The organism is Citrobacter sp. ANG330 (genome assembly GCF_047467925.1).
Lineage (GTDB): Bacteria > Pseudomonadota > Gammaproteobacteria > Enterobacterales > Enterobacteriaceae > Citrobacter_A > Citrobacter_A amalonaticus_G.
In genome coordinates this window covers 1-22,486 of record NZ_JASJUI010000007.1, presented here as the reverse complement: position 1 = coordinate 22,486, position 22,486 = coordinate 1, and the positions used below count along the sequence as shown (strand labels likewise).

Sequence of the window (22,486 nt, the reverse complement as noted above, 5' to 3'; positions counted from 1 at the left end):
TATATTACGACCGTGATCCTGCGGTCGTAATATATTCCCGTTTTAATAAACCCAGTAACCAGTCATTCTGCCAGCGCTGTTGCAGCCAGTAACTCTCCCTGAGCGTGCCCTCCAGTACAAATCCCACTTTCTCCAGCACATGGCGGGAAGAATGGTTTCCTTCCGTGACGCAGGCCGTCAGGCGGCGTAAACCACCGTGGGTAAAGGCGTAATCACAGACGGCGCGTAACGATTCTGTTGCGTATCCTTTTCCCTGCGCGTCGGGTGCCAGCAGAAACCCGACCTCAGCACTCTCTTTTGCACGGTGAATGTAGCCCGTCACTCCGAGCGACGTGTGGGTCTCGTTATCGCACAGAACCAGACACAACCAGTGCGCGTCGCCCGGATGCCACGCCGCTAAGCGAGAATCGAACGCTTCCCGAATCTCGCTCTCGCGTCGGGCATCGGCGACATGACGCATCACGTCCGGATCCTGCTGGAGCGCGAGGAAAAAGGGCCAGTCGGCAGCGGTGAGCGGGCGACAGGTCAGACGGGCTGTTTTCAGTATGGGCACGGGCTCTCTCCTGAGATATTTCTCAATGTTCACGTAGCGGTCACTGTATTAATTATTGAACTTGTTATATCTATAAAAACTAATAATTAAAACAAAGAACTAAAGCAAAATTAATGACCTCCGCATGGAGGCGCTTTTGACGAAGGAAGAGAATGACGATTAGCGTTTTGACCACACGCACGACCTTTGAGCACTGTCTGGGCATTATCCGCCAGGCCTCGGTGGAGATCCTGCTATTGCTGGGGGTACATGCCTCTGATGGCAAAGATCCGCGCTGGTTTCTGGAACACCTGGATCAGGCCCGGCTGAATCTGGGCGGCTGGAGCCAGGTCGCCCGGCGTTTGCATCTCAACGACGCGCAACTGAGCCAGTTTACGTTGCAACTGCGCCATCTCCAGCAGTGCGTACCGCAATATGACAGCGGGCAGGAGGTCAGCGAGAACCAATTGATTGCTGCCCTGCGCGTGGTCAGATCGCTGGAGTTGCTGCGCCATCATCAATCGTTACTTAATTTTAAAACGGAAATTGAAGAAGCGGACCACAGTCAGCAAGTACGCGCAGAGCGGCAGTTACGCACGATTGAGCTGACCCTGGTCGCGCTGATTTCGCAGATGTGGCCGGATAAAACGCAGCTCAATAATTACCTGAAAGACAACTTTGGTGCGGACAAACTTCGGCGCTGGATCAAGCAGGGAGAGCGCCAGGACCCGCTGAGCGGCATGCGTTTTAGTGAGCTGGCGCTGATGATTGTCGATAAAAAGACTTTTACCCGCCACTACTCCGGCATTTTTAACGATGCGTCAGTGCTGAATCTGTTTGTCGAACCACGCCTGACGCTGCGGGTGTTTCTCGATGACTGTCGCCAGGCGCGTAACACGGTACTGGCCGGGGAGCCGCTGACATCGGCTCAACTGACGTTACTCTCCTGTCAGTTTCAGCATATCGTCCGTCCTGTCCAGCGGGCCTATGAACAAGGGCGCGCCCGCATTAATCCAGCGGCGTTGATGATTGTAGAAGAGGGGCTACTGACGCAGTTTTGGGAGGCGGCACGGGAAAAGGACCGTCAGGCGGGAGGCGACACGGAGGAAATTAGCGAATCGTTTGAACCACCGCGTAAGCGTTCACTTCGCACGGCAGAAGAGCGCGAGCAGCTTATCACCGGCATGCTTTGGGGGGCGGTGGGGATCATGGTGATCGCCATTTTGGGCGGTGGAGCGTGGTTAGTGAGTTCGCAGCCGCCCGCGCCTGCGCCGAACATCAAGATTACCCAGGCAGAACCCAAGCGCGAAGTGTCCTCGGCACGAGAAATGGTGACACAGATGGGGATCACCTGGGATGTGTTTAACATGCGTGCGGCCATCGATCGCAATGACACCAGGGTTACCTCGCTCTTTTTGCAGGGCGGTATGAACTGGCAGGTCTCGTGGACCGAAACGGCGTTTTCCCGCAACAATACCGACGTCCTGGAGTTACTGTTGCGCTATCCCTCACAGATGGATGAAAGCAAACCGTGTCGACGCTTTATCAATACGTTGGGTCACGCCATGTCCGGCGGTGCGCCGCTGACGAGTGAACACAAAGCTTATCTGCAGCGTTTTTGCACGGTGCCTGCGGTGATAGCACGACAGCAGCATGATACCGGGCAGGCAGAGCGGCGTTTCCGCGCCGATCCCAGCGCGGATAACGAGAAATGGCTGAAGATTCAGCGCGCCATTTTTGACGTGATAGAGTAACCGTTACGGCTCGCCATACAGACCAATGAGCCTGCGTACCACGCCGTTGGTCCAGCCAAAGCCATCCTGTAATGGGTACTCACCGCCGCCGCCCTCGCGTGGGGTGCCGCTGGCGATATGGTATTTCTCAATGAGCTTATGATGCTGCTGATAAAAATGATTCACCGTCTGCAGCCAGCTGTGGGCGATTTCGTCTCCCAGCGCATCATCGCCGTACATCTTAAAGCCCTGAATCGCCATCCACTGGAGCGGCGCCCAGCCGTTGGGTTTATCCCACTGCTCGCCGGTTTCGTATTCGGAGGCCATAATACCGCCAGGCGTTAACAGACGGGTTCGCACGGTATCGCCCAGCCGATCGGCCTGTTCATGGGTCGCCATTCCAACGTAGAGTGGAACAATGCTGGCCGCTGAAAACAGCGCCATCTGCTCGCGCCGCCAGTCATAATCGCGGTAACAGCCATTTTCTTCATCCCATAAATAGCGGTTCACCGCGGCCCGACGATCGCTCGCCTTCTGGCGAAATTCCGCTTCGACGTCGCGTTCACCCTTTAGGGCAGAAATATTGGCGATGGCGCTCTCCAGTTTGAACAGGAAGGCGTTGAGATCGATAGGGATAAATTGCGTGGTGCGAATACTCGCCAGTCGTGTGGGGTCACGTAGCCAGCGGGAAGAATAGTCCCAGCCCGATGCCGCACCGGCGCGCAGATCGCGATACACCTCGTTCGGGGGGCGACCAGAATGTTTGGCGGTTTCCACATCCTCCAGCCATGACTCATCGCGCGGGGTATCGCGGTCATCCCAGTAGCGGTTGAGCAGTGAACCGTCCGGCATCCTGACGGCATGGCGATACGCCTGGTTTAGTACCAGCGACTCTGCGCCGTCCATCCAGAAGGCATACTCCATCTTCAGATGGTCAAGATAGCGCCGCGCGCCGCGAACGCCATCCTCTTCGAACAGTTCGACCATCAGCGCGAACACCGGTGGCTGCGAACGGCTAAGATAATAGGTGCGATTGCCGTTCGGAATATGGCCGTAGTTTTCAATCATCCACGCGAAGTTATCCGCCATACATTTCAGCAGGTCTTCACGACCACTTTCCGCCAGCCCCAGCATGGTGAAATAAGAATCCCAGTAATAGGTTTCGCTAAATCGGCCCCCCGGCACGATGTAGGACTGTGGCAGCGCCAGCAGCGATGACCATGGAATGTGATCCTGCGGTTCACGGGTTAACACCGGCCACAGTTGGTCGATATGCTCTTTCAGCGAATTTTCCGGGTCGGAAACATACGCGCTGTCGAAGACTTCCGGCAGCCAGAAGTGATTTTCGACAAAGCGTCGCAAATCGAAATCCCGATGACGACGGACTTTGCGATAGCGGATCAGGATATCGAGCGGATCCATTTTCGGCGCACAGTCCGGAAAGGTTTTGCTGTCGGCAAAAATTTTCGAGGACTGTACGTGCTCGAAGAGTTCGAGATAGCGATCGGCTGGCGTCAGGGCGTCAGAGGCGGGAAGCCCCTCAATCATCTCCGGTTCCGGTTCTGCTTCGATCATCTCATCCAGCTTTAACTCGCACGGATCCGTTTCATATATCAGATCGATGTCGATCGTGATGTCCTCTGACGGGGCGTGTTGCAGTTTCTGGTTGATCATAATGAGAAAGACCTCCGGATTGCGTCGTAAAGGATACGGGTGTTGCCCGGCTGTCTTTTAAGCGTAGACATTCGCTTCGGTGTGTGCGGTGCAAAGTGTGCGACAGATCACGTTTACGCCTCGGGCATTTAATGCAATAGCACTATAGTGCACTGATAATTCGAAAAAATTATTTTTCAGTGGAATAGTCGAGAAGGCTTATTTTCGGAACATTCGATTGCAACGATTTGTGAATGAAATAAACATTACACTTAATAGGGAAAAGCTATCTCATCGATAGATGCCGCCCATGTAATTGGTTGATACTTATCAAGTTAGTCTCCTGCTTATTTTCTATGATGGCAAGGTCTATATAGGACGCCCGCTTTTCTCAATTTTCTGGGTCACAATAACTCACTACTGTGAGGGTAAAATAATGAAAATCATTACCCGTCTTACCGCGATTGCCATCGCAGGCATCGTTATCTGTTATTTAGGATTATCCGGTTACGTCTGGTATCACGAAAAACAGCGTAGTCAGGCTGCTTCCGTTCAGGCCTCAACGAGGGAAGAAAATAATCAGGTTCTGGGATTTTTACGTGAGAAAGGATGCGATTATTGTCATACCCCTTCCGCAGAATTACCGTTTTACTCCTCCTTGCCCATCGCGAAACAGTTGATGAATTACGATATTCAACTGGGTTATAAATCCTTCAACCTTGAAGCCGTCCGCGCCGCGTTGCTGGCCGATGAGCCCGTTTCACAGAGCGATCTGAATAAAATTGAATGGGTGATGCAGTATGAAACCATGCCGCCGACCCGCTATACCGCGTTGCACTGGGCGGGGAAGGTGAGTGATGAGGAACGGAAAGCGATCCTTAGCTGGATTGCGAAACAACGCGAGCAGTATTACGCCAGTAATGACACGGCGAGCCAACATCGCAATGAGCCGGTGCAGCCGATTCCTAAAACGTTGCCGACCGATGCGCAGAAAGTGGCGCTCGGTTTTACTCTTTATCACGATCCGCGTTTGTCAGGAGACAGCACTATCTCTTGTGCGCATTGTCATGCCCTGAACGCGGGAGGCGTGGATGGGCGGAAGACATCGATTGGCGTCGGCGGCGCGGTTGGTCCGATCAACGCGCCAACGGTATTCAACTCGGTCTTTAACGTGGAGCAGTTCTGGGATGGTCGTGCGCCAACGCTGCAGGCACAGGCGGGTGGACCGCCATTGAACCCGATAGAAATGGCGTCGAAATCCTGGGATGAAATCATCGGTAAACTCGACAAGGATCCCATCCTGAAAAAGCAATTTCTCGCGGTTTATCCGCAGGGTTTCAGCGGTGACACGATTACCGATGCGATTGCAGAGTTCGAGAAAACATTGATTACGCCTGATTCTCCGTTTGATAACTGGCTGCGCGGTGATGAAAACGCGCTGACGGCTAAACAAAAGCATGGCTATCAATTGTTTAAAGACAATAAATGCGCCACCTGTCATGGCGGGATGATTCTGGGCGGACGTTCGTTTGAACCGCTGGGCCTGAAGAAAGACTTTAATTTTGGTGAGATTACCGCAGCGGATATTGGTCGAATGAACGTGACCAATGAAATGCGCGATAAATTGCGCCAGAAAGTCCCGAGTTTGCGTAACGTTGCGCTCACAGCGCCGTATTTCCATCGTGGTGATGTTCCAACGCTGGATGGCGCGGTTAAGTTGATGCTGCGTTATCAGGTGGGAAAAGAGATCCCGCAGGAAGATATCGATGACATTGTCGCCTTCCTTGAGAGTCAGACTGGGGTGTATACGCCGTATATGCAGGATAAGTGATTATGATGGCCGGATAGCGCTGACGCCCTATCCGGCATTTTAATGCTTAACGCATCGTCACGAATTCTTCTGCCGCGGTCGGGTGAATGGCGACGGTATTGTCGAAGTCTTTCTTGGTGGCGCCCATCTTCAGTGCCACCGCGAAGCCCTGTAACATCTCATCCATGCCAAAACCGATGCCGTGAATACCGACAATCTTCTCTTCCGGGCCGACGCAGACTAACTTCATGCGGCACGGCTGGCGGTGTGAGGTCACCGCAGTGTACATCGCGGTAAACGAGGATTTGTACACTTTCACCTCCGCGTCGCCGTACTTCTCGCGCGCCTGCGGTTCGGTCAGGCCGACGGTGCCAATTGGCGGGTGGCTGAAGACCACGGTCGGGATGTCGCTGTAGTCCAGATGCTCGTCCGGCTTGTTGTTAAACAGACGTTCAGAGAGACGACGACCCGCCGCCACGGCAACCGGCGTCAGCTCTACCGCGCCCGTGTTATCCCCAACCGCATAAATTCCGTCCACGTTCGTGTTCTGGTATTTATCGACGACGATATACCCTTTGTCGTTGGTTTTTACGCCGGTCGCTGCCAGGTTGAAATTATCGGTTGCCGGTTCACGGCCAATCGCCCAGATCAGGCAATCAACTGTTTCGCTGCGTCCGTCTTCCAGTTCGAGCGTCAGGCTACCGTCGGCGTTTTTCACCACCGCTTTCGGAATGGCGTGGGTGTGAAGCGTCGGGCCTTCGGCATTCATCACTTCCACCAGCGTTTCGGTAATCATCGGATCAAAACTGCGCAGCGGCGCATGCTTACGCACGAACAGATGGGTTTGGGCGCCCAGACCGTTAATCACGCCCGCCAGTTCAACGGCAATATAACCGGCACCGACAACCGCGACGCGCTCCGGCAGGGCCGGCAGTTCAAAGAAACCGTCGGAGTCGATACCGTATTCCACGCCTGGAATATCCGGGTGGCTCGGACGACCGCCCGTGGCGATGAGGATGTGATCGGCGGTAATCGTTTCACCGTTGACTTCAATGGTTTTGGCATCGACGAAGCGGGCAAAACCTTTGATGACATCCACGTTATTCTTGCCCAGCACGTTATCGTACGAGGTGTGAATACGGTCGATATAGGCGGTACGACTGGCGATCAGCGTATCCCAGTTAAATTTATTGATGGTGGTATCGAACCCGTAGTCCGGGCCGTACAGATGGATAGCCTCACGGATTTGCGCGGCGTGCCACATCACTTTTTTCGGTACACAGCCGACATTCACGCAGGTGCCGCCCAGCTCTTTGGCTTCAATCAGCGCACACTTCTGGCCGTACATAGCGGCACGGTTAATCGAGGCGATACCGCCGCTGCCACCGCCGATGGCGATGTAGTCATAATGCTTGCTCATGAGTCTTATCCTTACGTTCTGATTGCCGCGATTGTATACCTGAAATCAATAGCTTCCACCGATAGCTGCAATTACTCTGGCACGATCCAGTTTACCGAGGTATGCCCGATACCTGCAGGCACCAGTTTACTGTGCAGCCACGGCAGCACCGTGTTCATTTGTGCTTCCAGCTTCCATGGGGGGTTGACCACAATCATGCCGGAGGCGGTCATGCCGCGCTGGTCGCTGTCCGGACGTACCGCCAGCTCGATTTGCAGGATTTTACGGATACCGGTCGCTTCCAGATCGTGCACCATGCGCTTGATTTGCTGGCGTAACACCACCGGATACCACAGGGCATACGTCCCGGTGGCAAAACGTTTATAGCCTTCGGCTATCCCGGCGACAACGGCCTGATAGTCCGATTTAATTTCATAAGGTGGGTCGATGAGGATCAGACCGCGACGGGAGACCGGCGGCAACTTTGCTTTCAGTTGCTGATACCCGTCCGCACGCGCCACGCGGGCACGCTCATCTTTCTGAAATTCACCCCGCAGCAGCGGAAAATCGCTCGGGTGCAGCTCCGTCAGGTGCAGGCTGTCCTGCTCGCGCAGCAACTGACGGGCAATCAGCGGCGAGCCCGGGTAGTAACGCAGTTGCCCGCTACGGTTGAAATGTGACACCACGCTGATATAGGGTTCCAGCTCGGCTGGCAGATCGTCCTGCTGCCAGATGCGGGCGATACCCTCCAGGTACTCCCCGGTGCGCTCCGCATGCTCGCTGCTTAACTGATAACGGCCCGCGCCGGCGTGGGTGTCCAGATAAAGAAACGGTTTTTCTTTTTCTTTGAGCGCCTCGATGATCAGGCTCTGAACCGTATGTTTAAGGACGTCGGCGTGGTTGCCTGCGTGGAAGCTGTGGCGATAACTGAGCATGGGTAAACGTGTTCCAGGTGATAAACGTAAGCCCGAAACGCGTTGCGCTTTCGGGCGAATAAAAAGCCTTTCGCCACAGTATACAGAAAAGTCACCGCTGCCGCGAAAGCACAACGCCTGGCATTGAAATCCTCTACACTTATCCCCATTCTACAGGGATATTGCACAGCGCCGGATGCGCGCGACATTCACCTTATTCTAACAGGACAGCGTTTATGACCAATCCTTTACTGACGCCTTTCGAGCTACCGCCTTTTTCCAAAATTCAGCCTGAACATGTGGTCCCGGCGGTAACCAAAGCGCTGAACGACTGCCGTGAGAATGTGGAACGCGTCGTGGCACAGGGCGCGCCTTACACCTGGGAAAATCTATGCCAGCCGCTTGCGGAAGTTGATGACGTTCTGGGCCGTATTTTTTCTCCGGTCAGCCATCTGAATTCGGTAAAAAACAGCCCCGAACTGCGAGAAGCCTATGAGCAGACGCTGCCGCTGTTGTCGGAATACAGCACCTGGGTCGGGCAGCATGAAGGCTTGTATCAGGCGTATCGCGACCTGCGTGATGGCGACCATTACGCCACGCTGAACACCGCGCAGAAAAAAGCGGTGGATAACGCGCTGCGCGACTTTGAACTCTCCGGCATTGGTCTGCCGAAAGAAAAACAGCAGCGCTACGGAGAGATTGCCACCCGCCTGTCTGAACTGGGCAACCTGTACAGCAACAACGTACTCGACGCCACCATGGGCTGGACGAAGCTGATTACTGACGAAGCAGAGCTGGCCGGGATGCCGGAAAGCGCGCTGGCGGCAGCGAAGGCGCAGGCCGAAGCGAAAGAGCAGGAAGGCTATCTGCTGACGCTGGATATCCCGAGTTACCTGCCGGTGATGACTTACTGTGACAACGGGCTGCTTCGTGAAGAGATGTATCGCGCCTATGTGACCCGTGCGTCGGATCAGGGGCCAAATGCCGGCAAATGGGATAACAGTCCGGTGATGGCGGAGATTCTCGCCCTGCGTCACGAGCTGGCGCAGTTGTTGGGTTTTGAAAGCTACGCGTATAAATCGCTCGCCACCAAAATGGCGGAAAATCCGCAGCAGGTGCTGGAGTTTTTAACCGATCTGGCAAAACGCGCGCGTCCGCAGGGCGAGAAAGAGCTGGCGCAACTGCGCGCCTTCGCGAAAGCCGAGTTTGGCGTTGATGAGCTGAACCCGTGGGATATCGCCTACTACAGCGAAAAACAGAAACAACATCTCTACAGCATCAGTGACGAGCAATTACGTCCGTACTTCCCGGAAAGCAAAGCCGTTAACGGGTTGTTTGAGGTGGTGAAACGTATTTATGGTATTACCGCGAAAGAGCGTAAGGATGTGGATGTCTGGCATCCGGAGGTGCGTTTCTTCGAACTGTATGACGAAAACAACGAACTGCGCGGCAGTTTCTACCTCGATCTGTATGCCCGTGAGCACAAACGTGGCGGGGCGTGGATGGATGATTGCGTCGGTCAGATGCGTAAATCGGACGGCTCACTGCAAAAACCGGTCGCCTACCTGACCTGTAACTTTAACCGCCCGGTGAATGGCAAACCGGCGCTGTTTACCCATGATGAAGTGATCACCCTGTTCCACGAGTTTGGTCACGGTCTGCACCACATGCTGACCCGTATCGAAACCGCCGGTGTTTCCGGGATCAGCGGCGTGCCGTGGGATGCGGTCGAGTTGCCGAGCCAGTTTATGGAAAACTGGTGCTGGGAACCGGACGCGCTGGCATTTATTTCCGGTCATTACGAGACCGGCGAACCGTTGCCGAAAGAACTGCTGGATAAAATGCTGGCGGCGAAAAATTACCAGGCGGCGCTGTTTATTCTGCGCCAGCTGGAGTTTGGCCTGTTTGATTTCCGTCTGCATGCGGAATTTGACCCGCAGCAAGGGGCGAAAATCCTTGAGACGCTGGCGGAGATCAAAAAACAGGTCGCCGTGGTGCCAGGGCCATCATGGGGGCGTTTCCCGCATGCATTCAGCCATATCTTCGCCGGTGGTTATGCGGCGGGCTATTACAGCTACCTGTGGGCTGACGTGCTGGCCGCGGACGCGTTCTCTCGCTTCGAAGAAGAGGGCATTTTCAACCGCGATACCGGTCAGTCGTTCCTGGATAACATCCTGACGCGTGGCGGGTCTGAAGAACCGATGGAACTGTTCAAACGCTTCCGTGGCCGTGAGCCGCAGCTGGATGCCATGCTGGAACATTACGGAATTAAAGGCTAGTTCTTCAGTGAAAATTTGTTTACTGGATGAAACAGGCGCCGGAGACGGCGCCTTATCTGTTCTGGCCTCCCGCTGGGGACTGGAACACGATGAAGACAATCTGATGGCGCTGGTGCTGACGCCGGATCATCTTGAGTTACGTAAGCGCGATGAACCGAAGCTCGGCGGTATTTTCGTCGACTTTGTCGGTGGAACGATGGCCCATCGCCGCAAGTTCGGCGGCGGTCGTGGTGAAGCGGTGGCGAAAGCGGTCGGGATTAAAGGCGACTATCTGCCCGATGTCGTCGATGCGACCGCGGGTCTGGGGCGTGATGCATTCGTTCTGGCCTCGGTCGGCTGCCATGTGCGGATGCTGGAGCGTAATCCAGTGGTGGCGGCGTTGCTTGATGATGGCCTGGCGCGCGGCTATGCCGATGCGGAAATCGGCCCGTGGTTGCAGGAACGGCTGCAGTTGATTCATGCCTCCAGCCTGACGGCGCTGACGGATATCACGCCGCGTCCGCAGGTGGTCTATCTCGACCCGATGTTTCCCCACAAACAGAAAAGCGCGCTGGTAAAAAAAGAGATGCGCGTCTTTCAGTCGCTGGTGGGCCCTGATCTGGACGCCGACGGCTTGCTGGAACCGGCGCGTCAGCTTGCAACCAAACGTGTGGTGGTGAAACGCCCGGACTACGCGCCGCCGCTGGCGGAGGTCGCCACGCCAAATGCAGTAGTGACCAAAGGGCACCGGTTTGATATTTATGCCGGCACGCCTTTGGTGGATTAACAGACTGCCTGATGGCGCTGCGTATCCGGCCTACGACGCGGTGTGGGTAGGCCGGATGAGGCGCAGCCGACATCCGGTAAATACGATTATTGCGTGGTATCCGGTGTATTAATCATCCGGTTCAGCCACGGCACCATCAGCGCCATCACGACGGTGACAGCCAGCGTCACCAGCCCGATTTTACTGAACACGCCGGTATAGATTGGCAATGTCTGCAGCGGGTCGGTGATGTTCTCCGGTACGGCGGTAAAGGTTGCGACGTAGCCTCCCAGCAGGAACGCGGCGGCCTGCGTCAGGAACCACATCCCAAGAATAAAGCCCATCAAATGCTGCGGAACCAGCGCCGCGACCATCGCCAGCCCCAGCGCGCTTATCAGCAACTCGCCCAGGCTCTGGAACAGATAAACCAGTACGATAAACCACGGTGACGTCAGGCCCTGCGCATCGGCAAACCACATGCCAGCGGCGGCGGCAGTCAGAAAACCCAGCGAGCACAGGAACATCCCGAGGGTAAACTTCATCGGCATTGTCAGGTCTTTGCCTTTGCTACCCAGACGCGTGTAGATCGCCGCCAGTACCGGGCTCGCTACCACCACCCAGAACGGGTTCAGTGCCTGGAAGCTCACCGGGTTAATAGTGAAACCGAGGATCTCATGGTGAACGTTGTTGATGGCAAAGAAGTTCAGTGATGTCGGCATCTGCGCATACAGAATGTAAAACAGCACCGCTTCCAGCATCAGGATAAACGCCACAAACATCTTGTTGCGTCCGGTTTTATCCAGTCTGAAAGCCTGGCGGAAGAAGATAATGGTCACCGCAATCGACAGAACAATCAGCACCAGGTTGGCGATTTTCACGTTGTGCATCAGCCAGGCGCAGAGGAAGACCATCGCCACGGTGCCAATCAGGACATACAGCAGATTGCGAAAGCTCATCGGCAGATGGTCTGGCTCTGAACCGATATCTTTCACCATCCCGCGACAGGCGAAATAGACCAGCAGCGCGACAATCAGCCCGGCCCCGCAGAGGTTGTAGGTGACGGCATAGCCGAATTTATCCGCGATCACCGGCGCCAGCGACAGCGACAGCAGCGAACCGATGTTAATCGACATGTAGAACAGGGTGAAAGCGCCGTCCAGACGCGGGTCTTTGGGCGGATAGCATTTGGAGAGCAGGCTCGCCGGGTTCGCCTTAAACAGCCCGTTGCCGACGGCAATCGTCCCGAGCGCGATAAAAATAAGGTCCGGTTTGAGCAGCGACATTCCCGTCATGAAGTAACCCAGCGCCAACACAATCGCGCCCAGCACCAGCGTACGTTTGGTGCCGAGCAGGTGGTCGCCAACGTACCCCCCGATCGAGATCAGGCCGTAGACCAGTGCGGCAAAGGCGCCGAAGGTGATAAACGCCTGCTCCTGGGAGAACCCGAGTTGTTTAACAAAGAAAACCGCCAGGATACCCTGAACGCCGTAATAGCCAAATCGTTCCCATAACTCGACAAAAAAGATCATGAAGAACGGGCGGGGTTGCTGTAGCAAGCCCGTTGGTGCAGATGTATTCATATTGCTTCGCCTTTCAATGCCATCCCGAAAAGTATGTACGCGTAATACAAAACGCGCTGAAAAAGTCTGACTCTGTTATAGACTGCGGCTATTTGCCGATGGTGTAGAGTATTATACAGATGTAATTCGATCTAATTAGTCGATCACACTAATTATGATTTGTGGGGTGGGATGTTGTACTGACATGTTTCGGGCATTAAGCAAAAACAAAAACGCCCGCAAAGGCGGGCGCTCTGATATGACCGGATAATCCGGCAAGACGCGTTTTACTCTTCTTCGTCGCGCAGTGGAACAATCAGCATGTCGACGTGAACGGTATTGATCAACTGGCGCGCGGAGGACATCAGTTTGCTCCAGAAGTCCTGGTGGTGACCGCAAACGACCAGGTCCATATCGTATTTCTTGATGGCGTCTACCAGCACCTGACCCAGATCGCCGCTGCCGCTCAGGGTTTCGGTAATCGGATAGCCTGCGTTGGTGGACAGTTCGGTCAGCGCGTGGTGAGTTTCTTCAGAAATGCGTTTTTGCATATCGCCCAGATTGACGTCAATCAGGCCGGTATAAAGGTCAGAGTAGTTTACATCAACGTGGATCAGGGAAACCTTTGCGTTGTACGGACGTGCCATAGAGACCGCTTTTTCTACCAGAACTTTGCTTTCTGGAGAAAGATCAACCGCGATGAGAATGTGTTTGTAAGCCATAGTATTACTCCTTCCATAAAGTTGTCGATGACCAGCCAGCTAGCGATTTTTCTACCTTGCGTCACTCGCGTCCTGCGAACTGTGCGATATGTCTACGCGGGGCTAGCTCAGCCGCGATGAAGTGAATTGTAGAGACTATCCTTACAGTATAGCGACCTGGATAATCCGTCAATCCGCCTTGCTTACCAAATAGTTAAACAAAATATTTAGAGAATTGCATTGATAGTGATTAACCTTCTGGCAAAAAAATTAACTGATCTCCTACACTATTTAGAGAGCCGCTCTGATGATAAGCTCAAAATGAGCGGTTTTTAGTCGTACTTTTTCATTGACTGTCTGGCAAGTTTCGGGGAGCGGTAGTCCCGGAGCGGAGCTCCGTGGGCGGGTCGCCGGGGAGGTCGTATGATAAGCACCGTTGCATTATTCTGGGCATTATGTGTTGTTTGCATTGTGAATATGGCGCGCTATTTCTCGTCTTTACGCGCGTTGCTCGTGGTACTTCGTGGTTGCGATCCTTTGCTCTATCAGTATGTAGATGGGGGCGGCTTTTTCACCTCGCACGGCCAACCCAATAAGCAGGTACGCCTGGTGTGGTATATCTACGCCCAGCGCTACCGCGATCATCATGATGATGAGTTCATCCGCCGCTGTGAGCGGGTGCGTCGTCAATTTATTCTGACCAGCGCCCTATGTGGGCTGGTGGTGGTCAGTCTTATTGCCCTGATGATTTGGCACTGAGCAAAAAAAAGCGGGCCAGTTTCCTGACCCGCTCGATACGGTTTTTCTGCACACTTTAGCCCGATGATGTTGATTCGTCAGGTCTGCGGATGCGCTTCGCTTATCCGGCCTACATTCATTTGTAGGCCGGATAAGGCTTTGCCGCCATCCGGCGAGATAACGCTTAAATCAGTTTCAGCGAGATCCAGTACAGCGTACCGGACAGCAGAATCGCGGCCGGGAGGGTGAACACCCACGCCATCAGAATGCTGGTCACCGTTTTACGCTGCAGACCGCCACCGTCAACCACCATGGTCCCTGCCACAGAGGAGGAGAGTACGTGGGTGGTGGAGACCGGCATCCCGGTGTAGCTGGCGAGACCGATAGAGACCGCCGCCGTCATCTGCGCCGACATCCCTTGTGCATAGGTCATGCCTTTCTTACCGATCTTCTCACCGATAGTGGTGGCCACACGGCGCCAGCCGATCATGGTACCAATACCCAGCGCCAGCGCGACCGCCATGATGATCCAGATTGGCGCATATTCGATGGTGCTCAGCATATCGGTTTTCAGTTTCTTCAGCAGACGCTGGTCGTCAGCACTCACGCCAGGCAGCTTCGTCACTTTGTCGGTCGTGTCGGAGATGCACAGCATGATGCGGCGCAGTTGGCCGCGCTGCTCAACGCTCAGCTTGTCATAGCTTTCCACATTGTTCGACAACATCGCCTTTGCACGGTCCAGTGCATTAAGGGTATTTGCCGGATGGCAGTGGAATTCTGCCGGCTGCGTTGCGGCCGGTTCCGGAGAGGGAATCAGCTGATCGACGCCCGTCACTTGCTTGAGCAGGTCAGGATGCTGCTGGAAGTAGATTTCGACGTTGTTGATAGCATCACGGGTACGGGTAATCTCGTAACCGGAGGCATTCATGTTTACCACAAAGCCCGCCGGCGCCACGCCAATCAGAACCAGCATCACCAGACCAATGCCTTTCTGGCCATCGTTCGCGCCGTGCGAGAAGGCCACGCCGATAGCAGAGAGGATCAGCGCGATACGGGTCCAGAACGGCGGCTTTTTCTTGCCGTCTTTCTTTTCACGTTCCGCAGGCGTGAGGTGAATACGGGCGCGTTTTTTGGTCCCGCTCCAGTAGCGACGCAGAAGGAAAATCAGGCCGCCTGCCACCACCAGACCGACAATCGGCGAGACGATCAGCGAGGCAAAAATGCCCATGACTTTCGGGATGTTGAGTGCGTCCACCACTGACGTGCCGGTCATCAGCGCATTGGTTAAACCGATGCCGATAATCGCGCCGATCAGTGTATGAGAACTGGAGGCGGGTAAACCAAAGTACCAGGTACCCAGGTTCCAGATGATAGCCGCGAGCAGCATGGAGAACACCATCGCAAGTCCATGCGAGGAGCCCATGTTGAGCAGGAGATCCGTCGGTAGCATATGCACGATGGCATAGGCTACGCTGAGACCGCCCAGCAGCACACCAAAGAAGTTGAACACTGCCGCCATGACCACCGCAAGCTGCGAGCGCATTGCACGAGTGTAGATCACGGTTGCGACAGCGTTGGCTGTGTCATGGAAGCCGTTGATTGCTTCATAGAACAGCACAAAAGCCAGAGCAAGCAATAATAAAAGCCCGGTATGTAAATCCAGGCCAGCAAACAAATGTAGCATAGGACGTTACGCCATCTTGAGGACATGAACGCGGCGCATTATCAGTGACTTTAGCGGCGCGGGCAAAGTGAAATATAGACTTTTTTTGATTTAACGTCTGAATACAATGGTGCCTATAAAGAATTATCTTATATATTTCATATAAATACTTCTTCCTAAGTATTTTGCCGCTGGTGCGACCACTGAGATAACTTTACAATTCACGCCCTGAATTCAGAGAGGAACGTAAAGTGGAAAGGTATGATGCCATTATTATAGGCGCTGGCGCGGCAGGTATGTTCTGTGCAGCACAGGCAGGGCAGGCTGGCAGCCGGGTGCTGCTTATTGATAATGGAAAGAAACCTGGCCGCAAGATCCTCATGTCTGGCGGGGGCCGCTGCAACTTTACCAACCTTAATGTTGAGCCGGCTGCTTATTTGAGTCAAAACCCGCATTTTTGCAAATCTGCACTGGCGCGCTATACCCAGTGGGATTTTATCGATCTCGTCAGTAAGCACGGTATTGCCTGGCATGAAAAAACGCTCGGGCAGCTTTTTTGTGATGACTCCGCGCAGCAAATCGTCGATATGCTGATAGCGGAGTGCGAAAAAGGCAATGTAACCCTGCGCTTACGCAGTGAAGTTCTGAGCGTTGCGCGGGATGACGACGGTTTTACTCTGGCGCTGAACGGGGCGACCGTCGGCGCGAAAAAACTGGTGATCGCCTCCGGCGGACTGTCGATGCCGGGACTGGGCGCGTCGCCATTTGGCTATAAAATTGCCGAACAGTTTGGCCTGAATGTTTTACCGACGCGCGCCGGACTGGTGCCGTTTACCTTGCACAAACCGCTGCTGGAGCAGCTTCAGGTACTCTCTGGCGTTTCCGTGCCCTCGGTGGTTACGGCACAGGACGGAACAGTATTTCGCGAAAATCTGCTCTTTACCCACCGCGGCCTTTCTGGCCCGGCAGTTTTACAGATTTCCAGCTTCTGGCAGCCGGGTGAATTTGTCAGCATTAATTTGTTGCCGGATGTCAGTCTGAATGACGTCCTTAACGAACAGCGCAGCGCTCATCCGAATCAAAGCCTGAAGAATACGCTGGCGATGCTGCTGCCGAAGCGTCTGGTCGAGTGCCTGCAACAGCTCGGGCAGATCCCTGATGTCTCGCTCAAACAGCTCAACGTCCGCGACCAGCAGACGCTGACAGACACGTTGACCGAGTGGCGCGTACAGCCCAACGGCACCGAAGGCTATCGCACGGCGGAAGTTACGCTTGGCGGCGTGGACACGAACGAACTGTCTTCGCGTACGATGGAGGCGCGCAAAGTGCCCGGTCTTTACTTTATCGGCGAAGTGATGGACGTTACCGGTTGGCTGGGCGGCTACAACTTCCAGTGGGCGTGGTCCAGCGCCTGGGCGTGTGCACAGGATCTTGCATAAGCGTAAATGATTCACCCTGTATATCATTACAAACCATAAGCGAATAGACATCCCCCATAATGATGTTAGTATTTTATTGATACTAGCTATGAGTATGCGTGTTTCATTTACGGCCAGGAACGCTGATGATGACAACATTACTACCCGTTTTTCGCACTTCTCTGTCATTCACTTTCCTTCACGGCGAGCGCAGTCATAACGTTTGTCAGCCGCCCGGCCACTCTCATTTTTTCCTTCTTATCCCGGAGGGAAGATACCGCTGAACGCCCGTTCAGTGGGGTTTTGTGACACGCATTGTTTGATAACAGGGATTATGGCGGGTCGATTATGGACAACATTAAGCGTCATCTGACGTGGTGGGGCGTGGGCGTACTGGTGGTGGTCGCTGCCGGTGTGTGGTGGGTGCTGCGGCCCGCAGGCGTACCGGACGGTTTTGCTGCCAGCAATGGCAGGATCGAGGCGACGGAAGTGGATATCGCCACTAAAATCGCCGGGCGTATTGATACCATCCTGGTGACTGAGGGGCAGTTTGTTCGCCAGGGCGAAGTGCTGGCGAAGATGGATACCCGCGTGTTGCAGGAGCAACGACAGGAAGCCATTGCGCAGATCAAAGAGGCCGAAAGTGCTGTTGCCGCCGCGCGAGCGTTGCTCGAACAGCGCCAGAGCGAAACCCGTGCCGCCCAGTCGGTTGTGAAACAACGTGAAGCCGAGCTGGATTCCGTCTCCAAACGTCACGTCCGTTCCCGCTCGCTCTCCCAGCGTGGCGCGGTCTCGGCGCAACAACTGGACGACGATCGCGCCGCCGCGGAAAGCGCACGCGCGGCGCTGGAGTCGGCAAAGGCGCAGGTCTCCGCAACAAAAGCGGCAATTGAAGCCGCGCGCACCAGTATTATCCAGGCACAAACTCGCGTTGACGCGGCACAAGCGACCGAACGGCGGATTGTCGCGGACATCGATGACAGCGAGCTTAAAGCGCCGCGTGATGGCCGGATTCAGTACCGGGTGGCAGAACCCGGTGAAGTGCTGGCTTCCGGCGGGCGGGTATTGAACATGGTCGATCTAAGCGATGTCTACATGACTTTCTTCCTGCCCACAGAACAGGCGGGTCTGCTGAAGATTGGCGGCGAAGCGCGGCTGGTGCTTGATGCCGCGCCGGATCTGCGTATTCCTGCCACTATCAGCTTTGTCGCCAGCGTCGCGCAGTTTACGCCAAAAACCGTTGAAACCCAGGATGAACGTCTGAAGCTGATGTTCCGCGTTAAGGCGCGTATCCCGCCGGAATTACTCCAGCAGCACCTCGAATATGTCAAAACCGGATTGCCCGGCATGGCGTGGGTGCGGCTGGACGAGCAGCGTCCGTGGCCTGATGCGCTGGCGGTGAGGCTGCCGCAATGACGCATCTGGCGCAGGTCCCCGTTCCTCCCGTGGCGCACCTTGACGGCGTGTATCAGCATTACGGCGCAACGGTGGCGTTGAACAATATCACGCTCGAGATCCCCGCACGCTGCATGGTGGGTTTGATAGGCCCAGACGGCGTGGGTAAATCAAGCCTGCTGTCGCTCATTTCCGGCGCACGGGTGATTGAACAAGGTAACGTCATGGTGTTGGGCGGCGATATGCGCGATCCGAAGCATCGCCGCGAGGTCTGCCCACGGATCGCCTGGATGCCGCAGGGGCTGGGGAAAAACCTTTACCACACGCTCTCGGTGTATGAGAACGTCGATTTCTTCGCTCGCCTGTTTGGTCATGACAAAGCCGAGCGCGAAGCGCGGATTACGGAATTACTGAACAGCACCGGTCTGGCTCCGTTTCGCGACCGGCCTGCCGGGAAACTGTCAGGCGGCATGAAACAAAAACTGGGGCTGTGCTGTGCGCTGATCCACGATCCGCAATTATTGATTCTGGATGAACCCACAACCGGTGTCGATCCCCTGTCGCGGGCCCAGTTCTGGGATCTGATCGATAGCATTCGCCAGCGCCAGAGCAACATGAGCGTGCTGGTGGCGACGGCCTATATGGAAGAGGCCGAGCGCTTCGACTGGCTGGTGGCAATGAACGCAGGCGAAGTGCTGGCAACCGGCAGCGCGCAGGAACTCCGCGCGAAAACCGGCAGCGAGACGCTGGAGCAGGCATTTATCGCCCTGTTACCGCAGGCGCAGCGTCAGGCGTATCAGCCGGTGGTCATTCCACCGTATCACGCTGAGCAGGAAGAGATCGCCATTGAGGCGAAAGACCTGACTATGCGCTTCGGCAATTTCGTCGCCGTCGACCACGTCAACTTTCGCATCCCGCGTGGGGAGATCTTTGGTTTCCTCGGTTCCAACGGCTGTGGTAAATCGACCACCATGAAGATGTTGACCGGGCTGCTGCCTGCCAGTGAAGGTGAGGCATGGCTGTTTGGTCAACCGGTCGACCCGAAGGATATCGACACCCGCCGCCGGGTGGGCTACATGTCGCAGGCGTTTTCGCTGTACAGCGAGCTGACGGTACGACAAAACCTGGAACTCCACGCCCGTCTCTTTCACATCCCGGAAGCAGAAATCCCCCAGCGTGTGCAGGAGATGAGCGAGCGTTTTATGCTGGCGGAGGTTGAGGATGCCTTGCCCGAGTCGCTTCCGCTCGGTATTCGCCAGCGGCTGTCGCTGGCGGTGGCGGTGATCCACCGTCCGGAAATGTTGATCCTCGATGAACCCACCTCCGGCGTCGATCCGGTCGCCAGGGATATGTTCTGGCAACTGATGGTCGATCTGTCGCGTCAGGACAAAGTGACCATTTTTATCTCCACTCACTTTATGAACGAAGCCGAGCGCTGTGACCGTATGTCATTAATGCATGCCGGGAAAGTGCTTGCCAGCGGGACGCCGCAGGAGCTGGTTGAACGTCGTGGGGCTGCCAACCTTGAGGAGGCGTTTATCGCCTGGCTTCAGGAAGCGTCCGGGCCGGTGCCGCAAGCGCCCGTACCGTCAGAAACGAAGCATGAAGAGGTCAAACCGCCGCGTCAGGGTTTTAGCCTGCGTCGGCTGTTCAGCTATAGCCGCCGTGAAGCGCTGGAGCTCAGACGCGATCCGGTGCGTTCGACCCTGGCATTGATGGGCACAGTGATTCTGATGCTGATCATGGGCTACGGCATCAGCATGGACGTTGAGAATCTGCGCTTTGCGGTTCTCGATCGCGATCAAACCGTCAGCAGTCAGGCATGGTCCTTGAATCTGGCGGGCTCACGCTACTTCATCGAACAAACGCCGCTTGCCAGCTATGACGATCTCGACCGGCGAATGCGCTCTGGCGAGGTGGCGGTGGCCATTGAAATCCCACCCAACTTTGGCCGTGACATTGCGCGTGGGACGCCGGTAGAGATTGGCGTCTGGGTGGATGGCGCAATGCCCAGTCGCGCCGAGACGGTGAAGGGCTACGTGCAGGCGATGCACCAGACCTGGCTACAGGAGGTGGCAAGTCGCCAGCCGACGCCGGTGGGGCAGAGCGGGCTCATGACTATTGAAACCCGCTATCGCTACAACCCGGATGTGAAAAGTCTGCCGGCGATTGTTCCGGCAGTCATTCCGCTGCTGCTGATGATGATCCCGTCAATGCTGAGCGCCCTGAGCGTGGTGCGGGAAAAAGAGCTGGGATCGATGATTAACCTGTACGTGACGCCCACCACCCGCAGCGAGTTTTTGCTCGGTAAACAGTTGCCGTATATCGCGCTGGGGATGCTGAACTTCCTGCTGCTGTGCGCCCTGTCGGTGTTTGTTTTTGGCGTACCGCACAAGGGTAGTTTCCTCACGCTCAGCCTGGCCGCGCTGCTGTATGTCATCATCGCGACCGGGATGGGCTTGCTCATCTCCACTTTTATGAAGAGTCAAATTGCGGCAATTTTCGGTACGTCCATTATCACTCTGATCCCGGCGACGCAGTTTTCCGGGATGATTGATCCGGTGGCGTCGCTGGAAGGGCCGGGGCGGTGGATCGGCGAGATCTATCCAACCAGCCATTTTCTGACGATCGCCCGCGGGACGTTCTCGAAAGCGCTGGATCTCACCGATCTCTGGCCGCAGTTTGTGCCGCTGCTGATCGCCATACCGCTGGTGATTGGCCTGAGCGTGCTGTTGCTGAAAAAGCAGGAGGGGTGATGCGCCGGTTACGCAATATTTATAATTTAGGCATCAAAGAGCTACGCAGCCTTTTGGGCGACAAGGCGATGCTGACGCTGATCGTGTTTGCGTTTACCGTTTCGGTATACTCCTCTGCCACCGTGTTGCCGGGATCGCTGCATCTTGCGCCAATCGCCATTGCCGATATGGATCAGTCGCAACTGTCGAATCGTATCGTCAACAGCTTCTACCGTCCGTGGTTTCTGCCGCCGGAGATGATCACCGCCGACGAGATGGACGCCGGGCTGGATGCGGGTCGTTATACTTTTGCGATCAATATTCCGCCCCACTTTCAGCGCGATGTCCTGGCCGGACGCCAGCCGGATATTCAGGTGAACGTGGACGCCACGCGCATGAGCCAGGCGTTCACCGGCAACAGCTACATTCAGAATATCATCAACGGCGAGGTGAACAGTTTTGTCGCGCGTTATCGTGATAACAGTGAGCCGCTGGTGTCGCTGGAGACCCGTATGCGCTTCAACCCGAACCTTGATCCGGCATGGTTTGGCGGGGTGATGGCGATCATCAACAACATCACCATGCTGGCGATCGTGCTGACCGGATCGGCACTGATCCGCGAGCGTGAACACGGCACGGTAGAACATCTGCTGGTGATGCCGATCACCCCGTTTGAGATCATGATGGCGAAAGTCTGGTCGATGGGACTGGTGGTGCTGGTGGTGTCGGGGTTGTCGCTAATGTTGATGGTGAAAGGTGTGCTCGGCGTACCGATTGAAGGCTCTATTCCGCTGTTCATGCTGGGCGTGGCGCTGAGCCTGTTTGCCACCACGTCCATCGGAATCTTTATGGGCACGCTGGCGCGTTCAATGCCACAACTGGGACTGCTGATGATTCTGGTGCTTTTGCCGCTGCAAATGCTTTCCGGCGGCTCCACGCCGCGAGAAAGCATGCCGCAGGCGGTACAGGACATCATGCTAACGATGCCGACCACCCATTTCGTCAGCCTTGCGCAGGCAATACTCTATCGTGGTGCCGGGTTCAGTATCGTCTGGCCGCAGTTTCTGACGCTACTCGCTATTGGCGCCGTATTCTTCCTGATCGCGCTACTGCGTTTCAGAAAGACGATAGGGACGATGGCGTAAGCAGATGCCGGATGACGGCTCACGCCTTATCCGGCCTACGGGAGAGCGAAATCCAGTAAAGGTAGGC

16 protein-coding genes are annotated in these 22,486 nt (G+C 55.4%); 9 read left to right on the top strand and 7 right to left on the bottom strand.

From position 1 onward, the window contains the following. Nucleotides 1–4 precede the first annotated feature (4 nt). On the bottom strand, nt 5–553 hold the full coding sequence (locus tag QNN88_RS15790; protein ID WP_414241048.1) for a GNAT family N-acetyltransferase: 549 nt from the start codon (nt 551–553) through the stop codon (nt 5–7). 152 nt (nt 554–705) lie between these two features. On the opposite strand from QNN88_RS15790, the gene QNN88_RS15785 reads away from it, so the two are divergent. After that, nucleotides 706–2,286, top strand: coding sequence for an STY4199 family HEPN domain-containing protein (locus tag QNN88_RS15785; protein ID WP_414241047.1), 1,581 nt, complete (start codon nt 706–708; stop codon nt 2,284–2,286). A 3-nt stretch (nt 2,287–2,289) separates the two neighbouring features. Here QNN88_RS15785 and QNN88_RS15780 read toward each other — a convergent pair whose 3' ends face one another. Next, on the bottom strand, nt 2,290–3,939 hold the full coding sequence (locus tag QNN88_RS15780; RefSeq protein ID WP_414241046.1) for an alpha,alpha-trehalase: 1,650 nt from the start codon (nt 3,937–3,939) through the stop codon (nt 2,290–2,292). A 415-nt stretch (nt 3,940–4,354) separates the two neighbouring features. Here QNN88_RS15780 and QNN88_RS15775 point away from each other — a divergent pair, with 415 nt between their 5' ends. Then, complete coding sequence (locus QNN88_RS15775) at nt 4,355–5,749, top strand: cytochrome-c peroxidase (protein ID WP_414241045.1); 1,395 nt, start codon at nt 4,355–4,357, stop codon at nt 5,747–5,749. 46 nt (nt 5,750–5,795) lie between these two features. Here the strand turns inward: QNN88_RS15775 and gorA are convergent, their stop codons facing one another. After that, the gene (gene gorA, locus QNN88_RS15770; protein WP_414241044.1) at nt 5,796–7,148 is read right to left on the bottom strand and encodes a glutathione-disulfide reductase; all 1,353 of its coding nucleotides are present in this window, start codon (nt 7,146–7,148) and stop codon (nt 5,796–5,798) included. 71 nt (nt 7,149–7,219) lie between these two features. Then, entirely contained in the window at nt 7,220–8,062 is an 843-nt protein-coding gene (locus QNN88_RS15765; RefSeq protein ID WP_414241043.1) for a 23S rRNA (adenine(2030)-N(6))-methyltransferase RlmJ, read from the bottom strand. Between the two features lie 215 nt (nt 8,063–8,277). Here QNN88_RS15765 and prlC point away from each other — a divergent pair, with 215 nt between their 5' ends. Both prlC and rsmJ read left to right on the top strand, forming a co-directional pair. Beyond that, nucleotides 8,278–10,320 (top strand): oligopeptidase A, encoded by a 2,043-nt coding sequence (gene prlC, locus QNN88_RS15760; RefSeq protein ID WP_414241042.1) that lies wholly within the window; start codon nt 8,278–8,280, stop codon nt 10,318–10,320. 7 nt (nt 10,321–10,327) lie between these two features. Continuing rightward, complete coding sequence (gene rsmJ / locus QNN88_RS15755) at nt 10,328–11,086, top strand: 16S rRNA (guanine(1516)-N(2))-methyltransferase RsmJ (protein WP_414241041.1); 759 nt, start codon at nt 10,328–10,330, stop codon at nt 11,084–11,086. 86 nt (nt 11,087–11,172) lie between these two features. Here rsmJ and dtpB read toward each other — a convergent pair whose 3' ends face one another. Together dtpB and uspA are read right to left on the bottom strand one after the other, a co-directional pair. After that, the gene (gene dtpB, locus QNN88_RS15750) at nt 11,173–12,645 is read right to left on the bottom strand and encodes a dipeptide/tripeptide permease DtpB (protein WP_414241040.1); all 1,473 of its coding nucleotides are present in this window, start codon (nt 12,643–12,645) and stop codon (nt 11,173–11,175) included. A 266-nt stretch (nt 12,646–12,911) separates the two neighbouring features. After that, nucleotides 12,912–13,346: a universal stress protein UspA gene (gene uspA, locus QNN88_RS15745; protein ID WP_000323571.1), complete on the bottom strand. Its 435-nt coding sequence runs from the start codon at nt 13,344–13,346 to the stop codon at nt 12,912–12,914. Nucleotides 13,347–13,748: 402 nt separating this feature from the next. Between uspA and uspB the strand changes: the two genes are divergently transcribed. Beyond that, nucleotides 13,749–14,084 carry a universal stress protein UspB gene (gene uspB / locus QNN88_RS15740; protein WP_042323109.1) on the top strand — a complete coding sequence of 112 codons (336 nt, stop codon included), beginning with the start codon at nt 13,749–13,751 and terminating at the stop codon, nt 14,082–14,084. 163 nt (nt 14,085–14,247) lie between these two features. Here uspB and pitA read toward each other — a convergent pair whose 3' ends face one another. Then, on the bottom strand, nt 14,248–15,747 hold the full coding sequence (gene pitA, locus QNN88_RS15735; RefSeq protein ID WP_414241039.1) for an inorganic phosphate transporter PitA: 1,500 nt from the start codon (nt 15,745–15,747) through the stop codon (nt 14,248–14,250). 230 nt (nt 15,748–15,977) lie between these two features. On the opposite strand from pitA, the gene QNN88_RS15730 reads away from it, so the two are divergent. The 4 genes from QNN88_RS15730 (at nt 15,978) to QNN88_RS15715 (ending at nt 22,419) form a co-directional block, all read left to right on the top strand. After that, the gene (locus tag QNN88_RS15730) at nt 15,978–17,165 is read left to right on the top strand and encodes an NAD(P)/FAD-dependent oxidoreductase (protein ID WP_414241038.1); all 1,188 of its coding nucleotides are present in this window, start codon (nt 15,978–15,980) and stop codon (nt 17,163–17,165) included. A 327-nt stretch (nt 17,166–17,492) separates the two neighbouring features. Next, nucleotides 17,493–18,560 (top strand): HlyD family secretion protein, encoded by a 1,068-nt coding sequence (locus QNN88_RS15725; protein ID WP_414241037.1) that lies wholly within the window; start codon nt 17,493–17,495, stop codon nt 18,558–18,560. Beyond that, a complete protein-coding gene (gene rbbA / locus QNN88_RS15720; protein WP_414241036.1) occupies nt 18,557–21,295 on the top strand; it encodes a ribosome-associated ATPase/putative transporter RbbA in 2,739 nt (912 codons plus the stop codon). The genes QNN88_RS15725 and rbbA overlap by 4 nt, the downstream gene beginning before the upstream one ends. Then, a complete protein-coding gene (locus QNN88_RS15715; RefSeq protein ID WP_414241035.1) occupies nt 21,295–22,419 on the top strand; it encodes an ABC transporter permease in 1,125 nt (374 codons plus the stop codon). The genes rbbA and QNN88_RS15715 overlap by 1 nt, the downstream gene beginning before the upstream one ends. Nucleotides 22,420–22,486 lie beyond the last annotated feature (67 nt).